General features: G+C 46.3%; 15 protein-coding genes. 8 read left to right on the top strand and 7 right to left on the bottom strand.

From position 1 onward, the window contains the following. Positions 1-27 precede the first annotated feature (27 nt). Together ACFQS8_RS04295 and ACFQS8_RS04290 are read left to right on the top strand one after the other, a co-directional pair. Complete coding sequence (locus ACFQS8_RS04295; RefSeq protein WP_382166028.1) at positions 28-1,086, top strand: DUF3137 domain-containing protein; 1,059 nt, start codon at positions 28-30, stop codon at positions 1,084-1,086. A 185-nt stretch (positions 1,087-1,271) separates the two neighbouring features. Further along, positions 1,272-1,679 carry a hypothetical protein gene (locus ACFQS8_RS04290; protein WP_382166027.1) on the top strand — a complete coding sequence of 136 codons (408 nt, stop codon included), beginning with the start codon at positions 1,272-1,274 and terminating at the stop codon, positions 1,677-1,679. 43 nt (positions 1,680-1,722) lie between these two features. Here the strand turns inward: ACFQS8_RS04290 and ACFQS8_RS04285 are convergent, their stop codons facing one another. The 3 genes from ACFQS8_RS04285 to ACFQS8_RS04275 are packed head-to-tail and all read right to left on the bottom strand — an operon-like array spanning position 1,723 to position 5,386. Beyond that, positions 1,723-2,127, bottom strand: coding sequence for a DUF983 domain-containing protein (locus ACFQS8_RS04285; protein WP_382166026.1), 405 nt, complete (start codon positions 2,125-2,127; stop codon positions 1,723-1,725). Continuing rightward, the gene (xth, locus tag ACFQS8_RS04280) at positions 2,124-2,903 is read right to left on the bottom strand and encodes an exodeoxyribonuclease III (protein WP_382166025.1); all 780 of its coding nucleotides are present in this window, start codon (positions 2,901-2,903) and stop codon (positions 2,124-2,126) included. Before xth ends, ACFQS8_RS04285 begins: the two co-directional genes overlap by 4 nt. Before the next feature lie 50 nt (positions 2,904-2,953). After that, positions 2,954-5,386, bottom strand: a complete 2,433-nt coding sequence (locus ACFQS8_RS04275) for an AsmA family protein (RefSeq protein ID WP_382166024.1) — start codon at positions 5,384-5,386, stop codon at positions 2,954-2,956. Between the two features lie 439 nt (positions 5,387-5,825). On the opposite strand from ACFQS8_RS04275, the gene ACFQS8_RS04270 reads away from it, so the two are divergent. Next, on the top strand, positions 5,826-6,710 hold the full coding sequence (locus tag ACFQS8_RS04270) for a metallophosphoesterase family protein (protein ID WP_382166023.1): 885 nt from the start codon (positions 5,826-5,828) through the stop codon (positions 6,708-6,710). A 140-nt stretch (positions 6,711-6,850) separates the two neighbouring features. Further along, positions 6,851-7,792: a LysR family transcriptional regulator gene (locus ACFQS8_RS04265; protein ID WP_382166022.1), complete on the top strand. Its 942-nt coding sequence runs from the start codon at positions 6,851-6,853 to the stop codon at positions 7,790-7,792. A gap of 34 nt (positions 7,793-7,826) precedes the next feature. Here ACFQS8_RS04265 and metC read toward each other — a convergent pair whose 3' ends face one another. From metC to ACFQS8_RS04245, 4 genes are all read right to left on the bottom strand, one after another. After that, positions 7,827-8,996, bottom strand: coding sequence for a cystathionine beta-lyase (metC, locus tag ACFQS8_RS04260; RefSeq protein WP_382166021.1), 1,170 nt, complete (start codon positions 8,994-8,996; stop codon positions 7,827-7,829). Then, complete coding sequence (gene sseA / locus ACFQS8_RS04255) at positions 8,993-9,883, bottom strand: 3-mercaptopyruvate sulfurtransferase (RefSeq protein WP_382166020.1); 891 nt, start codon at positions 9,881-9,883, stop codon at positions 8,993-8,995. The genes metC and sseA overlap by 4 nt, the downstream gene beginning before the upstream one ends. A gap of 1 nt (position 9,884) precedes the next feature. After that, entirely contained in the window at positions 9,885-10,889 is a 1,005-nt protein-coding gene (locus tag ACFQS8_RS04250) for a cysteine synthase A (protein WP_382166019.1), read from the bottom strand. Between the two features lie 150 nt (positions 10,890-11,039). Next, a complete protein-coding gene (locus ACFQS8_RS04245; RefSeq protein WP_382166018.1) occupies positions 11,040-11,834 on the bottom strand; it encodes a S1/P1 nuclease in 795 nt (264 codons plus the stop codon). Between the two features lie 180 nt (positions 11,835-12,014). Between ACFQS8_RS04245 and recO the strand changes: the two genes are divergently transcribed. The 4 genes from recO (at position 12,015) to ACFQS8_RS04225 (ending at position 16,872) form a co-directional block, all read left to right on the top strand. Continuing rightward, the gene (recO, locus tag ACFQS8_RS04240; protein ID WP_382166017.1) at positions 12,015-12,896 is read left to right on the top strand and encodes a DNA repair protein RecO; all 882 of its coding nucleotides are present in this window, start codon (positions 12,015-12,017) and stop codon (positions 12,894-12,896) included. A gap of 18 nt (positions 12,897-12,914) precedes the next feature. After that, complete coding sequence (locus ACFQS8_RS04235; protein WP_382166016.1) at positions 12,915-13,856, top strand: hypothetical protein; 942 nt, start codon at positions 12,915-12,917, stop codon at positions 13,854-13,856. A 122-nt stretch (positions 13,857-13,978) separates the two neighbouring features. After that, positions 13,979-16,231, top strand: coding sequence for a DNA topoisomerase IV subunit A (gene parC, locus ACFQS8_RS04230; protein ID WP_382166015.1), 2,253 nt, complete (start codon positions 13,979-13,981; stop codon positions 16,229-16,231). A 77-nt stretch (positions 16,232-16,308) separates the two neighbouring features. Then, positions 16,309-16,872, top strand: coding sequence for a LemA family protein (locus tag ACFQS8_RS04225; RefSeq protein WP_382166014.1), 564 nt, complete (start codon positions 16,309-16,311; stop codon positions 16,870-16,872). Positions 16,873-16,890: the final 18 nt, after the last annotated feature.

Below are 16,890 nucleotides of genomic sequence, written 5' to 3'. Positions count from 1 at the left end.
GAATACTGCAAAGCGTGAGGGGAAGAGATGACAGACAAGCTAGAGAATGATGCTCGTGTGGAAAGTGCGTTTGAGACGCTTCCTCCTGAATTTGATAAGTTTAAAGTCGTTTATAGAGATGAAATTCTTCCGACTTTGCAGGCGCGTGAAGGGGATCGTTTAGCGGCGGCTGAAAAGGCAAAGAACTTTACAGTCATTGCGGCAGCGGTCGGCTTAATTATCGCGCTGGGCGGAATATTTCTTACGAAATCTCCGTTTTTTGCATTCTTAGGTGTGATTGCAGGTTTTGGTATTCATACTTATGGCCGCTCGGGTCTTAATGATATTAAACGCGAAGCAAAATTGCTGATTGTTGAAACAGCAGCGCAGGGCTTTGATCTGGAGTATGATCCTGAGCCACAGCGGCCTTTAGTTCTTAGCAGATTTAGTAATTTAGGATTGATTCCGAGTTGGGATAGAGAAAAATTTGAAGATCAGTTACTCGGCAAGCGAGGCACAACGGATTTTGAATTTTTTGAAGCGCATCTTGAGAGCCGTAGAACGACGACTGATAGTAAAGGCCGTTCACGTACAGAATGGGTGACGGTGTTTCAAGGGCAGTGTTTGGTCGTGAATTTTCATAAACCATTTAACGGGCAGACCAAGGTGTATCGCGATCTTGGCTTGTTTAATTTCTTCACGAAAATGGGTAACTCCTTCTCCTCTAAAAAGCTTGAACGAGTACGTTTAGAAGATCCAAAATTTGAAAAAGCTTTTGAAGTCTTTTCTGACGATCAGGTTGAATCTCGCTTTTTGCTTACGCCTGACTTTATGGAACGTTTGCTTGAGTTGGAACGCATATTTGAAGGCGGAAAGCTTAGATGTGCATTTTCAGGTGGAGAGTTATTTGTGTGCGTGGAGGGCGGTGATTTATTCGAACCTGGCTCCATGTTTACACCCTTAGATAATCCTGACCGGATGCGGGATTTGATGCAAGATTTTCTCGCTGTGTTTAAGTTGATTGATAGTGTATCTGACCGTGCGGGACGTGCACCGCCAGAGATAGAGAAGCCACCACAAAGCGATGGTGATACACCTTGGAGGTGAGGTGTTTTTGTTTTATCCTTGAATTTAAAAGAATTTAATGTTTGGGCATCAGCAATATTTTGCCCAGAATTTGACACATGCGCTTCCTAACTTCATCTCATGTTCAGGCGTGTGGCGATATTTCACTTGCTTTAAAGCGCCTGATTATCCGGCAAAAAGCCAAATGATAAAGACTGGAGACTGATATGACATTACGATTGAACACTGCTTCAAAATATTTCGTTATAGGTGTATCTGCGCTCGTCTTCTCTGGTGCTGCACATGCTGCATCATGTTCGAGTATGCAAAAAGAGCTTGGCGTGATGGGCCAAGAAATTGTGAGCATGCAAGCTGATCGTGAAAATGTTGTATCAGTGTTTGAAATTCACAATGTGGAGCGTGCCGCTGCAAAAAATGAGCTGGCGAATGTGAAAACTGGATTGATTAAATTTACACCGGAAGAAACTAAAGCGCTCGAAGAAAGTGTAGCGACGCATCATGAAGAGGCAGAAGCAGCCAAGGCAAAGCTTGATGTGTTGAATACGGCACTTATGGATAAAGCCAATGTTTACAACGCAACATCTGAGAAATTTAACGAGCAGTGTATCGGCTAAATGGCTATTTGATAGCTAACTAAGTCTAATATTTTGAACGTATTTAGGGCGTCCATTCTTCGGGGTGGTCGCCTGCTTGGGTTTTCCAGATAGCGCCCAGAAAAATTGCCTTTGAGATAGGTAAAATAGCGAGACAAGAGAGCGTTGCGCCAAGCAGTAGTGATGGGAATAATAGCCACATTGGAAATTGGTATCGGGTTACTATAACCAGTAGAGGTGCCCAGATGTGCCCTACGAGCAGTATCGTTAGCCATGCTGGGCCATCATCGGCACGCAGTTTTCCAAGGTCAGCTTGGCAAGAATTGCAATTATCAACTTGTTTAATATAGCTTTTCCAAATTTTCCCGTTGCCGCAATTGGGACATTTCCCTCGAAGAGTGCGCTTTACGCTCTGCCAGATAGAGGTGGGTGCTCCATTCACGAGAGCGGTTTCAGGCGACGCGCTCATAAATCAAATTCACCTATAATAGGCACATGGTCCGATGGTTTTGTCATAGCGCGCGCATCTCTATAAATTGAAACTGCTTTTAGTTTGTCGGCCGCTTGGGGGCTGCAGAGTAAATGGTCGATGCGTATACCATTATCTTTTTGCCAAGCACCTGCTTGATAATCCCAGAATGTATATTGGTGAGCGCGATTATCGCGGGCAGCAAAACCTTCAGTATATCCTAACCACTGTAGCTCGCGAAACTTGGCGCGTGTTTCTGGTTGGGCGAGCGCATCGTCAACCCATGCTGCGGGATCATAGCAGTCTTCATCACGTGGAATGCAGTTATAATCACCACCTAAAACAATAGCTTCTTCGTATGTTAGGAGCTCTTTCGCGCGTGCGATGAGGCGGTCCATCCATGCGAGTTTGTAGTCAAATTTAGGACCGGGAAATGGGTTTCCATTGGGAAGGTAGATGGAGGAAACACGCACTGGCGTGTCGCTCATGATTAAGGCTTCTACATAGCGGGCTTGTTCATCGGAATCATCGCCGGGTAAGCCGATTTGCACGTCTTCGAAAGGGTGTTTTGAGAGTATGGCCACGCCATTATAGCTTTTTTGACCATGTGTGACGACATTATAGCCCATGTCTTCTATTTCGAGACGCGGGAAATTCTCATCAACACACTTAATCTCTTGAAAACACACCACATCTAGCTCGAGGTTTTTTAAAACCTCAAGCACAGTGGGCAAACGTGCATTCACCGAGTTCACATTCCAAGACGCTATTTTCATGACTAAGTGTTAGCAGGCATGATTGAGTCGGTCGATCAATAAATGTGCGACTATTTGAATAGATCTTGGAGTTTCTTCTTAGCTTCCTCTTCAAGCTGCTCCTCAAGAGATTTAGGTTCCTCTTCCTCTTCTTCCTGCACCTCTTCTGCTGGGGCAGAGGTGTCTGTCCGCTCTGTCGCTGGTGTCGGGGTGGAGGTCTCTTGCGGGGTTGCTGCTTTATCTGTGGTCGCAGTGTCCTTTTTATTCTTGTTGACTTGCTTGTTTAATGCATCAGCTAGGGCTCCATTAAGAGCATTACGGCGTGCTTTCTCAGCTTCTTTGCTGTCGCCGAGAATTGTGCCGACATCTACATTTTCTCCGCCAACTTTTAGGCCATCAACCCCAAGTTCTTTTTCCAGAAGTTTTCCAGCTTCATTGGTGAGTTGTTGGGTCAGCTGTTGCTTGAGCCAATCTTGGTCCAAGCCAACGGAGAGATTATTCCATCCACCTGAAATTTTGATAGGTGGTGCAAACCCGTTTATACCAAGAGACTTGTCACCTGATTTGGGGAACATGCTGAGGGATAAAGTACGTGCACCAAGGTTAAGTTCACCCTTTCCCGGAATTTGTAGTCCAGGTGTGACAAAGTTGAAATCCTGAGTAGACGCGACACCGTTTTGAATGTTGAAGGCAGCAGCAAATTCAGTGAAATCAGTTTCCTGTTCTGCTGAAAGAGCTGTTGGCATTGTGCCGGTTTTGAGGAAATCATTCGCCGACCGCATAAGCTGGGCAGCGTTCAGACCTTTAATGGCTCCATCGTCAAATTTGAAAGCGCCTGAACCAGACAATGAATTCATGATAGAAGACATTGTGTTGCCTGAACCATCCAGTTTGATGTTGAAGCCGCCAAGACCTTCGATTTTATCAAAGTTAGCTACAGCACCCAAGAATGGCGCAGCATTCAAGGCATTTAGACTTGCTACCATTTGAACTTTTGGTGTTGCATCGGAGGCATCAGCTATAATTTTTGCTGTACCCTTACCACCATAGAGCGATGTTTCTGTAAGGTCTGCTACGAGTTTACCGTTCAAGATTGTTGTGTTTAGGGCTGTTTTACCAATATCAATACCTTGGAATTTTAAGCCAGCCGCACTGATTTTTAGATCTACATCCACAGCTTTAAGCGGAGAAAGATCTAGCGGAGCATCTGGCCAGCCTTCTGACGTTTTTTGTTTTTGAGCAGGTTGTTGTGTGGCACCGGAGGCAGCAGCATATTTTGTTGCATCAATCTCATTCGTGCTCAAAGTACCCGTTAGTTTTGGCTTGGCTCCTGCAAGGTTTAAGCGCATCTCTCCATCGCCCACAATGTCGTCGAATGTGAGCTTGGCATTTGTCAGCGCTATGCTGTCTAAGGAACCTGTTGTCGTACCTTTTAGAGTGAAGGCGCGGTAAATATCACCTTCTGGCAATATGACATCTGCGGTTTTAGCAAGTGCGCGCAAATTAGGAGCATTGAAATTAAGATCACCATTGAAGGCGATCTTCTCTCCTACATTCGCACCACCAGTAAAATCGAGTTTAAGAAGGTCGCTAGTGTGATTGAAAACAACATCACTTAGGGAGAGTGCTCCCACCTGTCCGCCAACTTTAGCTTTCACACTCGCTTTACCGAGCGCTGCCGCTGCCGGAATTTCGATCTTAAAAAAGTTTGCGAGTGCTAGAAGGTCGTCCACATTTGCGTTGGCTTGAATATCAACGCCAATGACATCACCCAAGATGATGTTTCCATCGATATCCGTTTTGGCTAGGTCGGTGTTAAAACTGGCTGCTACTGGCGTTGAAATACCATCGATTAGATTTTGGAGGTTTTCGACATTTGCATCAATATCAAATCCTAATCCATCGGCTATACCATCGCCTTTCACTCCTAAAGGACCGTCGATCTGTGGGAGTTTGATAACAATGTTTAGCTTTTCAAGCGTGTGCTTTTGGCCTGCTTTGCGGTCAGCATAGGCGAGGTTTCCGTTGATAAGGCGTACATCACCTAGCTTTGCAGAAACACCTGATGGCGCAGATGGGGAAGGGCCATCATCGGGAGTTTTCTCTTTAGGAGCACTGCTGGAGAAGGTCCAATTGTTTTGTCCATTGGGAAGTTGAACAAGAGAGAGTTTGGGGTCCACAAGGATAAACTCATCTATTTCAACATTGCGGGATAAAAGAGGTAATAACTTTACGGCAGCGCGTAACTCCGTCATGGAGGCAAAGTTTGCTTCTCCAAACCCTTCGGGGTTGGCAATGGTTGTTTGCCCAGCCGAAGCGGTGATCTTTGGGAAAATACTGAGTTTGATATCGCCATTGATAACGACATCTCTGCCAAGTGCAGATTCGGCTGCAATTTCGATCTTGTCCTTGTAGACAGAAGATGGGACGAAATGGACTGCTGCTGCGACACCGCCGATGAGAACGGCTATGATGGCTATCAGAATGAGAAGGAAGCGGATCATTGCGCAATGCCTTTTTGTTAAAACGAATCTAAGCTCAACGTATGCGTGAAGTATGGCGTGTTAATGACGATTTGTCAGTTCAACTGTTGAATAGAATAAGAGTTTTCCACCGTCGATTGGTACAAGAATTTGCTGATCTGATATTTAATCCTAGATATTCGTATGAATTTTGATCAATCGGCTTTAGTGATTGTTGAGCAAAAGCATATAGGGTTAATCTGCGGTATTGGCTTGAAAGGTATAATCACTGTTTAGCAGACTTATATTTAGCTAATAGACGTCAAGAATTGAGCATAATTGCATCCTACAGTGCCGCGTGAATGTTTTCAGTCGGGTATGGTGTATATTTTGCATATATTTGGGAAGAAACATTTTTAGAGTACACTCATGGTATTTATTGGCGTGAGTGGTGGCGTTAAGGGAGCGTAGACGCAAGTCGATGCTAAAACTGGAAGAGTTTAGTGATTGGGTGATGGAAAGGCGGCGCGATATAGCGGCACGTGCCTTTTTGTTGTGGGAGAATGTAAGTCCCAGACAATCCAAAGACAAAAAGCAGCCTGATTCCCTTTCGACCGAAGAAGCGCTTAAAGTGCCTCTACCTAGTTCACGTGTCCCAGATGGCGTGTGCGTCTATGCAATAGGCGATATTCATGGCCGTGCAGATTTACTTAAAAAACTCATGGAAAAAATTCGTGAGGATGTTGCCCAAAGCGATGTGCCGGATGTGCGAAATGCAATCGTGTTTTTAGGTGATTATGTTGATCGCGGATTTCAATCTCGCCAAGTGATCGATTTATTGGTCAGCGATGAATATGCAGAATTTGATTTGAAATTTTTGCGTGGGAATCACGAAGAAACGTTCCAAGACTTTTTGATGAATTCGGGTATTGGGCCGAGGTGGTCACAATATGGTGGAATCGAAACACTTGTCTCGTATAATGTTCAACCTCCACGCGGTGCAGATAATTTTGACGGTTGGGAGCAAGCGCGTCGCGATCTTGTAGAAAAAATTCCAGCAAGCCATCGGCACTTTCTTGAAAACCTAGAACTCTGTTTGGTTCTTGGTGACTATGTCTTTGTTCACGCCGGACTGCGTCCGGGTAAAACGATCGAAGAGCAAAAAGAAAGTGATTTGATGTGGATCAGAGATGATTTCCTCTACCACAAAGATGCGTTTGAAAAAGTGGTCGTGCATGGTCACACACCTATCAATGCACCACACAGGGACTTCCGCCGTATTAGCCTCGATACAGGTGCGTATATGACTGGCAAATTGTCGGCCGTCCGTTTGTTTGAAGATCAGGTTGATTTTATCACAACATAAGCTTTGTGAATGTGTTCTCGTTTGTTCAGCGAAAAGCATCATTTAGATTTATATATTGTGATATTTTCAAGCAGGGCTATCATTTACATTGATATAAGAAGCATGATTCCGGAAATTTGATTCCGGTAGGGATGAAGCCTGTGGACAAGAAGTTTGATTTAAACCTCCTCAATACATTTGATGCGCTATGGCGCGAGCGCAATGTGACGCGTGCAGCCAAGCGCTTAAACGTGACGCAGCCAGCCGTATCTAACGCGCTTTCTCGTCTGCGAGAAACTTTTGGAGACGAGCTGTTTATACGCACGCCATCGGGTGTGGACCCTACCGAGCGGTGTTCTGAAATTGCTATAGATGTGCGAGAGGCGCTTCGTCATGTAGAGCGCACGCTTGCGTCTCATGATAGTTTCGACCCTAACATTTCTGAGCGTACTTTCCGTATAGGTGCGATGGATTATTTTGACCATGTGGTGCTGCCGCCATTGATGGAAAGTTTACGTGAAAAGGCGCCCCGGGTTGATTTGCGTATTTCACCGGTTAAAATTGGGGAGACTTATGATGCACTCGATTCTGGTGATCTCGATTTCTTGTTCTTCAGTGGCACTGAGCCTCCAAAGCGTATAAATTTTTCTCCCATGCTTGAAGAAAAATTCGTGCTGATTATGCGCGAAGGACACCCTAAAATGTGTCAGGAAATGACCTTAGAAAGATATGCAGAATTGACGCATATCGTGTTTTCCACTCGAGGGGATAGCCATACAAGTATTGATGATTTGTTGGGTGAGCAGGGATTGCGCCGCCGTGTGGCGCTAACGTCATCTCACCATACTTCAATAGCTGAGACTGTGCGTGATACAGATATGGTGGCATTGTCGCCTACGCGTCTCGCACACCGCTATGTGCAGCGTGGTGGGCTGATTGCTGTGCAGCCTCCGGTCGAGTTTCCGCACTTTTACTTGCGCCTTTATTGGAGCCGTAGATTAAATTCTGATCCCGGAGCAATGTGGTTGAAGTCTATTCTTGATGATGTGTGCAAGAATAGCCCCGTGTTTGTGCCGCCTACAAAGGCAGACTTCTGCCCATAGACGGGCAGAAGTTTATAGTTGAACACAGCTAATTTTAGACGGTTAGCGTTTTGAAGGCTTGTTCAAGATCGGCTTTCAAATCGCTCGGGTCTTCAAGGCCTACGCTAATGCGAATGAGAGGACCATTGAAGCTTTTGTTTTCGTGCACGCGATAAGTTAGTTGCGGATCACAACTGACGACAAGGCTTTCATACCCGCCATAGGAAAAACCAAGGCCAAATAATTTAAAAGCATTGAGGAATTCTATGACCTTTTCAGGAGATGTGGGTTTGATCTCAAAAGAGAATAAACCAGCAGAGCCTGTGAAGTCGCGTTTCCAGATGCCATGATATGGGTTTTCTGGCAGAGCAGGGTGCAAAACTTGTGTGACTTCGGGGCGGGTTTGTAGCCATTTAGCAATTTCAAGACCTGATGCTTCATGTACTTTTAGACGTGTGGTCATTGTTCGCAAACCGCGCAAGACAATGGCCGCATCTTCTGGTGACGTACAAAGCCCTAGATCAGTGCTTGCATCGCTCAGCTTGCGTACAAGCCTGTCGCTATTGAGAAGTAGGGCACCTGAAAGCGTATCTGAATGACCGCCTGCATATTTTGTCGTAGCCAGAATGGAGATATCGACGCCAATATCAAGTGGACGCAGATAGACACCTGACCCCCAGCAATTATCTAAAGCAGTCGTGACGCCACGTGCTTTCGCGGCGCGAACAATGGCACGAATATCGGGAAGCTCGAAGGTTAAAGATCCCGGACTTTCAATCATGATAAGCGTTGTATTGTCTTGGATGAGGTCCGCAATACCATCTCCAATGAGCGGGTCATAATATGTGACTTGCCCGCCAGCGCGTTTTAAAGAACGATCACAATAGCGGCGTGTCGGTCCATAAGTGTTATCTGGTACGAGTACGTGCTCGCCAGCACCAACAAGGGCGAATATGGGAAGCGTACATGCAAGCAGGCCAGACTCTGTCAATAAGCAGTGTTTGGCATCTTCTAGGGCACATAAGGCGTCTTTTAGAGCTTCGTGAACTTGCATTCCGCTAATGCCATATGTGCGCACATCATTGCGGTATAAATCCTCGGCTTTTTCAAGAATGATTGTTGAAGCACGATGAATAGGAGGGTTTACCGCACCGAGTTGATTTTTCGGGTCGCGTCCGCTGTGAATCAAGCGCGTAGATAGGTTGTTCGAAGGAGAATCGCTCATGTAGTCTGTCCATTCATTTGCGCTTCGCCTGTTGCGACTGGGCAGTTGTCTGCGCCGCCCCATTGCGACCATGAGCCATCGTAAACAGCGACATCATCACGGCCAATTACGGCTAGCCCCAACGCAAGTACGGAGGCAGTTATGCCAGAGCCGCAAGTTGTTACAATTGGCTTGTCTAAGTCCAACCCGCTGGCAGCGAATACGTCATATAGGTCATGCTTGTCTTTAAGCAGATTGTCTTCACGTATGAGGGCGGCATGTGTGAGGTTGAACGCGCCCGGCATGTGACCAGATTTTAAGCCTGCGCGTGGTTCGGCAGCTTCGCCTTTGAAACGGGCAGCGTTACGGGCATCAAGGATTTGCACGTCTTGGGCTTTAACGTGTTGGCGCATGTCTTCAATATCACGCACAAGGGCCGGATTGGGTTTCGCGTGAAAGATACCACCTTTCGCGTCTTTGATTTTTCCGCTAACGACAGCGCCATTGGCAGCTTTCCATGCCTTCAGACCGCCATTTAACACAGCTACATTTGTGTGCCCCATCATGCGCAAATTCCACCACACGCGCGCCGAAGCAACCCAGCCATTCTGGTCATAAACGACGATGGCATCTGAACTTGAAAGCCCCAATTCAGACATTTGTGCGCTGAACTGAATATCAGGTGCCAACATATGCGGCAGATCACTGCTCGTGTCAGCTATTTCATCTAGTGGGAAGAAAATAGCATCAGGAATGTGTGCTTCTTCATATAATTGCGCACCATTTTTTTCCGGATTGAGGAAGGGCAATGTGTAAGTTGTGTCTACGATTTTTAGTCCGTCACGGCCCCAATTGTTTTTCAGCCATTGAGCTGAAACAAGAGGCGTTGATAGCGTAATATCTGACATTTTATTGCTCCATCCAAGGCGGGGTTGGTAAGCCTTTTTCCTTTAGGAATTCAGGATTGTACATTTTAGATTGATAACGGTTTCCATAGTCACATAGCATTGTCACAATGGTTTTTCCTGGCCCCATGGATTTCGCCAATTCAATTGCGCCGGCTATGTTGATGCCAGCAGACCCACCAAGGCACATGCCTTCATTGATGGTAAGGTCGTATAGAATTTCTAAAGCAGTGGCATCATTGATGCGGAACGCGTCATCGAGTTCAAGACCTTCGAGATTTGCTGTGATACGGCCTTGGCCGATACCTTCAGTAATACTTGTGCCTTCTGATTTTAGTTCACCGTTTTTGTAATATCCAAATAAAGCTGCGCCGCCTGGATCAGCGATAGCACATTTAATATTTTTATTGCGCTCTTTTAGCGCCATTGTGACACCTGCTAATGTGCCTCCAGATCCAACAGCACAGATAAAGCCATCAACCTTGCCATCTGTTTGTTCCCAGATTTCAGGACCAGTGGTCTCGATATGGGCTTGGCGGTTGGCTACATTATCAAACTGGTTCGCCCAAATGACGCTTGTATCTGAACTCGCAGCCAATTCTTCGGCTAATCTGCGCGAATAGTGGATGTAGTTGTTCGGGTTTTTATAGGGAAGCGCATCAACTTCAACCAATTCAGCCCCTAATAGACGAATAGCATCTTTCTTCTCTTGAGATTGTGTGCGGGGCATAACGATTTTGGTTTTATAACCCAGCGCATTTGCCACAACCGTAAGACCTATACCTGTATTTCCTGCAGTTCCTTCGACGATGGTGCCGCCAGGTTTAAGAGAGCCATCAGCTTCCGCAGCACTTATAATGGCAAGTGCGGCACGATCTTTCACAGATTGACCCGGGTTTAGAAACTCAGCTTTCCCTAGTATCGTACATCCTGTTAGTTCAGAGGCTTTGCGAAGCTTGATGAGCGGTGTGTTACCAATGGCATCGACGATATTGTTATGAAATTGCATGGGAAGGCTTTCTTAATATGGCTGCGCACCGCAAAGGGCAGTTGAATTGAGTCTGTTGGCCTTAATCTAAGTCGCCACGCACTCAGGATCAATCGCAAGCGTGGTAGAGATTGCGTGAAGCGTTGGAATAGCTGTGCTTATGTGGAGAGCTTACTCCCCAAAAACCTCATTGAGATAGGCCGCAAGTCTTACGCCCGATTGGCTTAGGCGCTTACGCATAACAGGACGTTGGTCGTAGACATACTGCCAAGACAGGTCGGTTTCGCCTTCTTTTGGGTAAACGCTAGGGCGGATTTCCTTGCTTTCTGCAATCCATACAGATGGGTCTGATACTGCCCATTCTTTTGCCAGATCTGGCGTGATTTTACGGTTTAACCAATGGGCCATTTCTGTGTAGGAAAGCTCTTCATCTTGCACGAGGTGTTCATCCCAAATTTCGTGCAGATTTGAAGGTTCGCCTTTGAATGAAATCTCAACTTTATTGCCGCCCCAATCATCACCTTTGCCGACATGAAGGGGTTGGTGAAGATCGCTGACAATGTGAATAATCATAATTAAAGCAAGGCGTTGCTCTTCTGCGCTAGCATCTTGGTTACGCAATGTCGCTTTGAAGCGCTCAAGGCCGGTAAAAGCGTCACCTTGTTTGGGGGCACCTGCCTCTTCGTAACTTTTGTCATCGGGCACTGTGACAAAGTGCATAGGATAAGCTTCGCGTTTGAAAAATTCATCATCGCTAGAGCGCATGTAATCAGGCCAATTGGAGACTTCGGCCATGTCCTCTACGCCAAGGATTGCCTCAACCGCGACTTTGGCTTCATCGGTAAGATAGCTTTCCGCGATTTCGCCTGTGACGCGGTGCCCTAATTTTCCCCATGCGTGGGCGGGTGCGCTGAAGGAAATGTTAGCAATACACGCAGCTATAGCAGCAACAAGGATAGGGCGCATAGGAGACTCCAGACTCAGCAAGCTTAAACAATAATATATCAGATTTGTGCAGGATTTTATGGTTAGGGTCTAGCGAGAACAGCATGAAAAATGCCGCATTTGCGGGGTTTTACGTTTAATTTCATCAATTCGTCGCAAAGAAGCTTTGCCAAATAGGAATTGCAGATTAACCCTGTTTCTATGGCAGAATGGACCGATACAGCAATTTCACTTGGGGCGCGCACATTCGGTGAAACGGATGTGATCCTTGATGTGTTTACGCCAAGCCGTGGCCGCACGCGGGGGCTGGTTTATGGCGGGATTTCGCAAAAAAAACGCCCCATGATTGAGGCAGGAAACACGATAGAGGTGCAGTGGAAGGGCAAGGCTGAGGGTAGTCTGGGACATTTCAGCGTCGCCGATGCAACCAATCAGCGTGCTGCCCGCTATATGACTGATCCCCTTGCGCTTGCGGGGATGTCGGCTGCTGCTGCTATCCTGCGTGAAGGCTTGCCCGAAGGAGAGGCTAAAAGCGGTTTATATGAAGCCAGCGAGGTGTTGCTGGACATGTTTGGAGAGCCAGATATTTGGCCAGCCATTTTCATCAAATGGGAATTGGGATTTCTCCAGCAAATGGGATATGGGCTGAATTTAGAAACTTGCGTCATCTCTGGTGCCAATGATGGGCTGACCCATGTTAGCCCCAAATCGGGTCGGGCAGTTCGCGGATCGGAAGCCGAAGCTTATCTGGATAAACTTCTCTCATTGCCAGCATTCCTAACAGATTCAAAAGCGCCTCCAAATCCATATGATATTGGTGCGGGATTTAAACTGACGGGGTATTTTCTCACGCGCCGCCTCTTTGCAGACATCAACCGCGACGCACCCGAAGCGCGCTATCTCATGCTGGAACGTCTGGAAAAATCAGGTCGGATTTTATACACGAAAGAACAAGCCCAAGCATCCCCCAAACCATCAGCGACAGCCCAAGGTAATTATATGGGCGCCAAACCCAATGTGCCCGAACACAAAAAGGTCGGCCGCCACATCAGGCAGCCGATGAATCGGAAAACGGAACTATAAATTGAGGGGGGAATTTACATGAACAATTCACATGGCATATGGCCAGATGAGAATGTGAGAATTCTTGAATTTGGTATCTCTGATGTCTTTAAGAGTTTGCGGGTTAATCAAATATATAAAATTGCTGGTTCAGTATGGCCTCGTGTTGAAAGTTTTAACGATAAAGACCGACTTAAAGCGACCGAATTACTTCGGCGTAAAGCATTAGGAAATGAACTTCCATATATTTTGATAAATACAAGTTTTTTAGATGAAGCTGAAAAGATTGTTTCTCCTTCAATTGGAGAAAGGTTTGATCGAGGTATTCGTTGTATAACAGATACTTATCCTGAAATAGGTGTTCAAGTTGATCTTTCTGACGCTACCAATATTCAGTCTAAATTGTGTGGTGCTTTGTACACCAATAGTTTTAGAGAGGTCGCTGCCTTTTTAAGAGCATTTGAAAAACGTGGATTAATTCAAATAGATGATATCCATGAAGGTATTGGCTTAGTGCGTTTTCGAACTACGATTTCAGCTTTTGCTGATGTAGACTTGAGCAGTAGTGCCAATGCTTTTGTCGCCATGTGGTTTAACGAAGAGGTGAATTCGGTGTATGATGAGGCTATAGAGCCGGCAATTCGCGATGCTGGTTATATTCCACGTCGAATTGATAGGTCTGATTTTAATGGAAAAATTGACGACGAGATTATTGCGGAAATTCGACGTAGTAAATTTGTGATTGCTGATTTTACATCAAAGCTAAATGAACCTAGGGGAGGCGTATACTACGAAGCAGGATTTGCACAAGGCCTAGGGCTTTCTGTGATTTGGACTGCTCGTAATGATATGTTTAATCATCTTCATTTCGATACGCGTCAGTATAACCACATAGGTTGGGATAATGCTGAAGATTTAAAACCTAAGTTGTATAATAGAATTTTAGCCACGATTGGTGTCGGACCACATGTTGCAATTTAAGATTGATTGAGGCCACTCACAACATCCTCCCTTAACCACACTTGGCGGCTGGAACAATTCGTCTTAGACAATATGGTTAAGAATCAAAACACCCAAATCAGAAGACAAGCGTAAGATCCTCCATGAGTGATGAATTTAAGACTGAAGACGAAGCTGCCGGTATAATCGAAGAGCCAATGTCTGATGCGTTATCCAAACGCTATTTGGCTTATGCTTTGTCTACGATTACGTCACGTGCCTTGCCGGATGTGCGGGACGGGTTAAAGCCTGTTCACCGCCGTTTGATGTATGCAATGCGTTTGCTCAAGCTTGATCCTGAATTAGCTTTTAAAAAATCTGCGCGTGTTGTCGGAGATGTGATCGGTAAATACCACCCCCATGGTGATGCTTCCATTTACGATGCACTTGTGCGTTTGGCGCAAGATTTCAACGTGCGTTATCCGCTTGTGGATGGACAGGGGAATTTTGGGAATATTGACGGTGATAGCGCGGCGGCCATGCGTTATACGGAATCACGTCTGACACCCGCAGCCCAACTCCTGCTTGAAGGGTTGGATGAAAACGCGGTCGATTTTAAAGAGACATATGATGGCGGCGATAAAGAGCCTGTCGTTTTGGCCTCTGGTTTCCCAAACCTGTTGTGTAATGGTTCGTCTGGTATTGCGGTGGGGATGGCGACATCTATTCCGCCTCACAATGCTGCCGAAACAATTGATGCATGTATTCATCTGATTGAAAATAAAAGCGCAAGTACGGCTGATCTTGTGAAAATCATGCCTGGACCGGATTTTCCAACGGGTGGTGAGATTGTCGAAGATGAAGCCAGTATTCTCAACGCCTATGAAACAGGGCGCGGCGGTTTCCGTATTCGCTGTAAATGGGAAAAAGAAGACCTACCACGTGGCCTCTGGCAAATTGTGGTCACTGAAATTCCCTATCAAGTGCAAAAATCTAAGCTGATTGAACGCTTGGCAGAATTGATCGAAACCAAGAAAGCGCCATTGCTTGATGATGTGATGGATGAAAGCGCGGAAGATATCCGCGTTGTGCTCGTGCCGCGCAATAAATTGGTTGATCCAGAAGTGTTGATGGCCAGCCTATACAAGATGTCCGATCTTGAATCGCGCTTCTCGCTTAATATGAATGTGTTGGATCATAATGTGCCCCGCGTGATGGGGTTAAAGCAGGTGCTGCAAAGCTATCTGAACCATCGCCAAGAAGTGATTGTGCGCCGCGCGCAGCACCGTTTGGATAAAATCGAAGCACGCTTGCACATTTTGGAAGGGTATCTGAAAGCCTATCTAAATATTGATGAAGTGATCCGCATAATCCGATTTGAAGATCACCCAAAACAAGAATTGATGAAGGCGTTTAAACTCTCAGATACGCAGACAGATGCCATCCTCAACATGCGTTTGCGGGCATTGCGTAAGCTTGAAGAAATCGAAATTCAGGGCGAGCATGACAAGCTGACACAAGAGCGCGATAAGTTGGTTCAGCTTATCGGGTCTGACGCGCGCCAATGGACTGAGGTGAAACGTCAGCTCAAGATTGCGCGTGAAGTGTTTGATCCAGAATCAGAGCTTGGACGTCGCCGGACGCTCTTTGGTACGGCGGTTGAGATTGATGCGGATGCTGCCTTAGAAGCGCTGATCCCTAAAGAGCCAATCACGGTTATTCTATCTAAAATGGGATGGATACGGGCGCTCAAAGGCCATAATCAGGCGATGGATAAGCTCAAGTTTAAAGATAGCGATGAGCTGGCTTTCACACTGGAATGTCAAACCACAGATAAGGTGGTTTTATTGGCGTCAGGTGGGAAGGCATTCACTTTCGCTGCGGATAAATTACCTAGCGGGCGGGGGCATGGTGAACCAATACGCTTGTCTATTGATTTGCCTGAGCAGGAAGAAATCATTGCAATGTTAACTCCGCAACAGGGGCGTCAACGCCTTGTTGCATCGACTGCGGGCTATGGGTTTGTCGTGGCAGAAGAAGAATTAATCTCTCAAAAACGCGGCGGTAAAGTCGTGCAAAACCCACCTGAGGGCGCAAAGTTTGCGTTCTGCCCACGGGTTGAAGGCGATATGGTTGCCGTGATCGGGGATAACCGAAAATTGCTATTCTTCCCGTTAGAAGAATTGCCGGAAATGGCACGCGGTAAGGGTGTGAAACTGCAAAACTATAAGCAGAGCGGTCTAGTCAATGAGATGTTGGCGGATGTGGCTACGTTTGATTCGGAAGATGGTTTCTTCTGGAAAGATTCAGGAGGCCGCAATATCTCTCTCAATGAGTGGAGAGACTGGCTCGGTAAGCGTGCAGCTGCGGGCAAGGTTGCGCCTAAAGGTTTCAATCGAAACGGAAAGTTCAGCTAGTATTTTGCGCTTTAGATAAATTGTGCTTAATGTTTCTCCATCAGAGTTTGCGTGTTTCATATTGAGGGGAAAACACCATGGTAGCATTATACGTTGTGCTCGGCCTTGTTGCGCTAATCGTTCTTTATCTTATCGCGCTATACAATGGCTTGGTTGCCAAGCGTCAGCAGGTGAATGAGTCCTTTTCAGGCATTGATGTGCAATTGAAGTTGCGCCAAAATCTCGTGCCAAACCTCGTGGATACAGTGAAAGGCTATGCCGCTCACGAACGTGACACGTTGGAAGAAGTCATTCAGGCGCGTAATTCTGCTATGGCAGCGAATGGTCCAGCTGATAGCGCTGCGGCAGAGGGTATGTTGTCAGCTGCGCTCGGAAAATTATTTGCATTGTCAGAAGCTTATCCAGATTTGAAAGCCAATACTAATTTCTTGCAATTACAAAACGAGCTTTCGCAAATTGAGGACAAGATCGCAGCGTCTCGTCGCTTTTATAACTCTGCCGTGGGTGACTTCAACACCGCGATTGAGCAGTTTCCTGCGGTTATGTTAGCGAGTGGATGGGGCTTCACGCAGCGTGAATTCTTCGACCTTGGTGAAGAAGATCGCGCAACAATGTCAGTCGTGCCTGAAGTGAAATTCTAATCTTTTCAGTTAAAGCAG

The organism is Hirschia litorea (assembly GCF_042665075.1).
In the GTDB taxonomy this organism is placed as follows: Bacteria; Pseudomonadota; Alphaproteobacteria; order Caulobacterales; family Hyphomonadaceae; genus Hirschia; species Hirschia litorea.
Note: the sequence above shows the minus strand (reverse complement) of the source record. Positions and strands in the feature narration are given on the sequence as shown.

Coding starts and splice junctions, on each gene's coding strand:
- recO (WP_382166017.1), top strand. CDS start 12,015: ATGGCAGAATGGACCGATACAGCAATTTCACTTGGGGCGCGCACATTC.
- ACFQS8_RS04225 (WP_382166014.1), top strand. CDS start 16,309: ATGGTAGCATTATACGTTGTGCTCGGCCTTGTTGCGCTAATCGTTCTT.
- xth (WP_382166025.1), bottom strand. CDS start 2,903: ATGAAAATAGCGTCTTGGAATGTGAACTCGGTGAATGCACGTTTGCCC.
- ACFQS8_RS04250 (WP_382166019.1), bottom strand. CDS start 10,889: ATGCAATTTCATAACAATATCGTCGATGCCATTGGTAACACACCGCTC.
- ACFQS8_RS04235 (WP_382166016.1), top strand. CDS start 12,915: ATGAACAATTCACATGGCATATGGCCAGATGAGAATGTGAGAATTCTT.
- parC (WP_382166015.1), top strand. CDS start 13,979: ATGAGTGATGAATTTAAGACTGAAGACGAAGCTGCCGGTATAATCGAA.
- ACFQS8_RS04290 (WP_382166027.1), top strand. CDS start 1,272: ATGACATTACGATTGAACACTGCTTCAAAATATTTCGTTATAGGTGTA.
- ACFQS8_RS04270 (WP_382166023.1), top strand. CDS start 5,826: ATGCTAAAACTGGAAGAGTTTAGTGATTGGGTGATGGAAAGGCGGCGC.
- ACFQS8_RS04285 (WP_382166026.1), bottom strand. CDS start 2,127: ATGAGCGCGTCGCCTGAAACCGCTCTCGTGAATGGAGCACCCACCTCT.
- ACFQS8_RS04295 (WP_382166028.1), top strand. CDS start 28: ATGACAGACAAGCTAGAGAATGATGCTCGTGTGGAAAGTGCGTTTGAG.
- sseA (WP_382166020.1), bottom strand. CDS start 9,883: ATGTCAGATATTACGCTATCAACGCCTCTTGTTTCAGCTCAATGGCTG.
- ACFQS8_RS04245 (WP_382166018.1), bottom strand. CDS start 11,834: ATGCGCCCTATCCTTGTTGCTGCTATAGCTGCGTGTATTGCTAACATT.
- metC (WP_382166021.1), bottom strand. CDS start 8,996: ATGAGCGATTCTCCTTCGAACAACCTATCTACGCGCTTGATTCACAGC.
- ACFQS8_RS04275 (WP_382166024.1), bottom strand. CDS start 5,386: ATGATCCGCTTCCTTCTCATTCTGATAGCCATCATAGCCGTTCTCATC.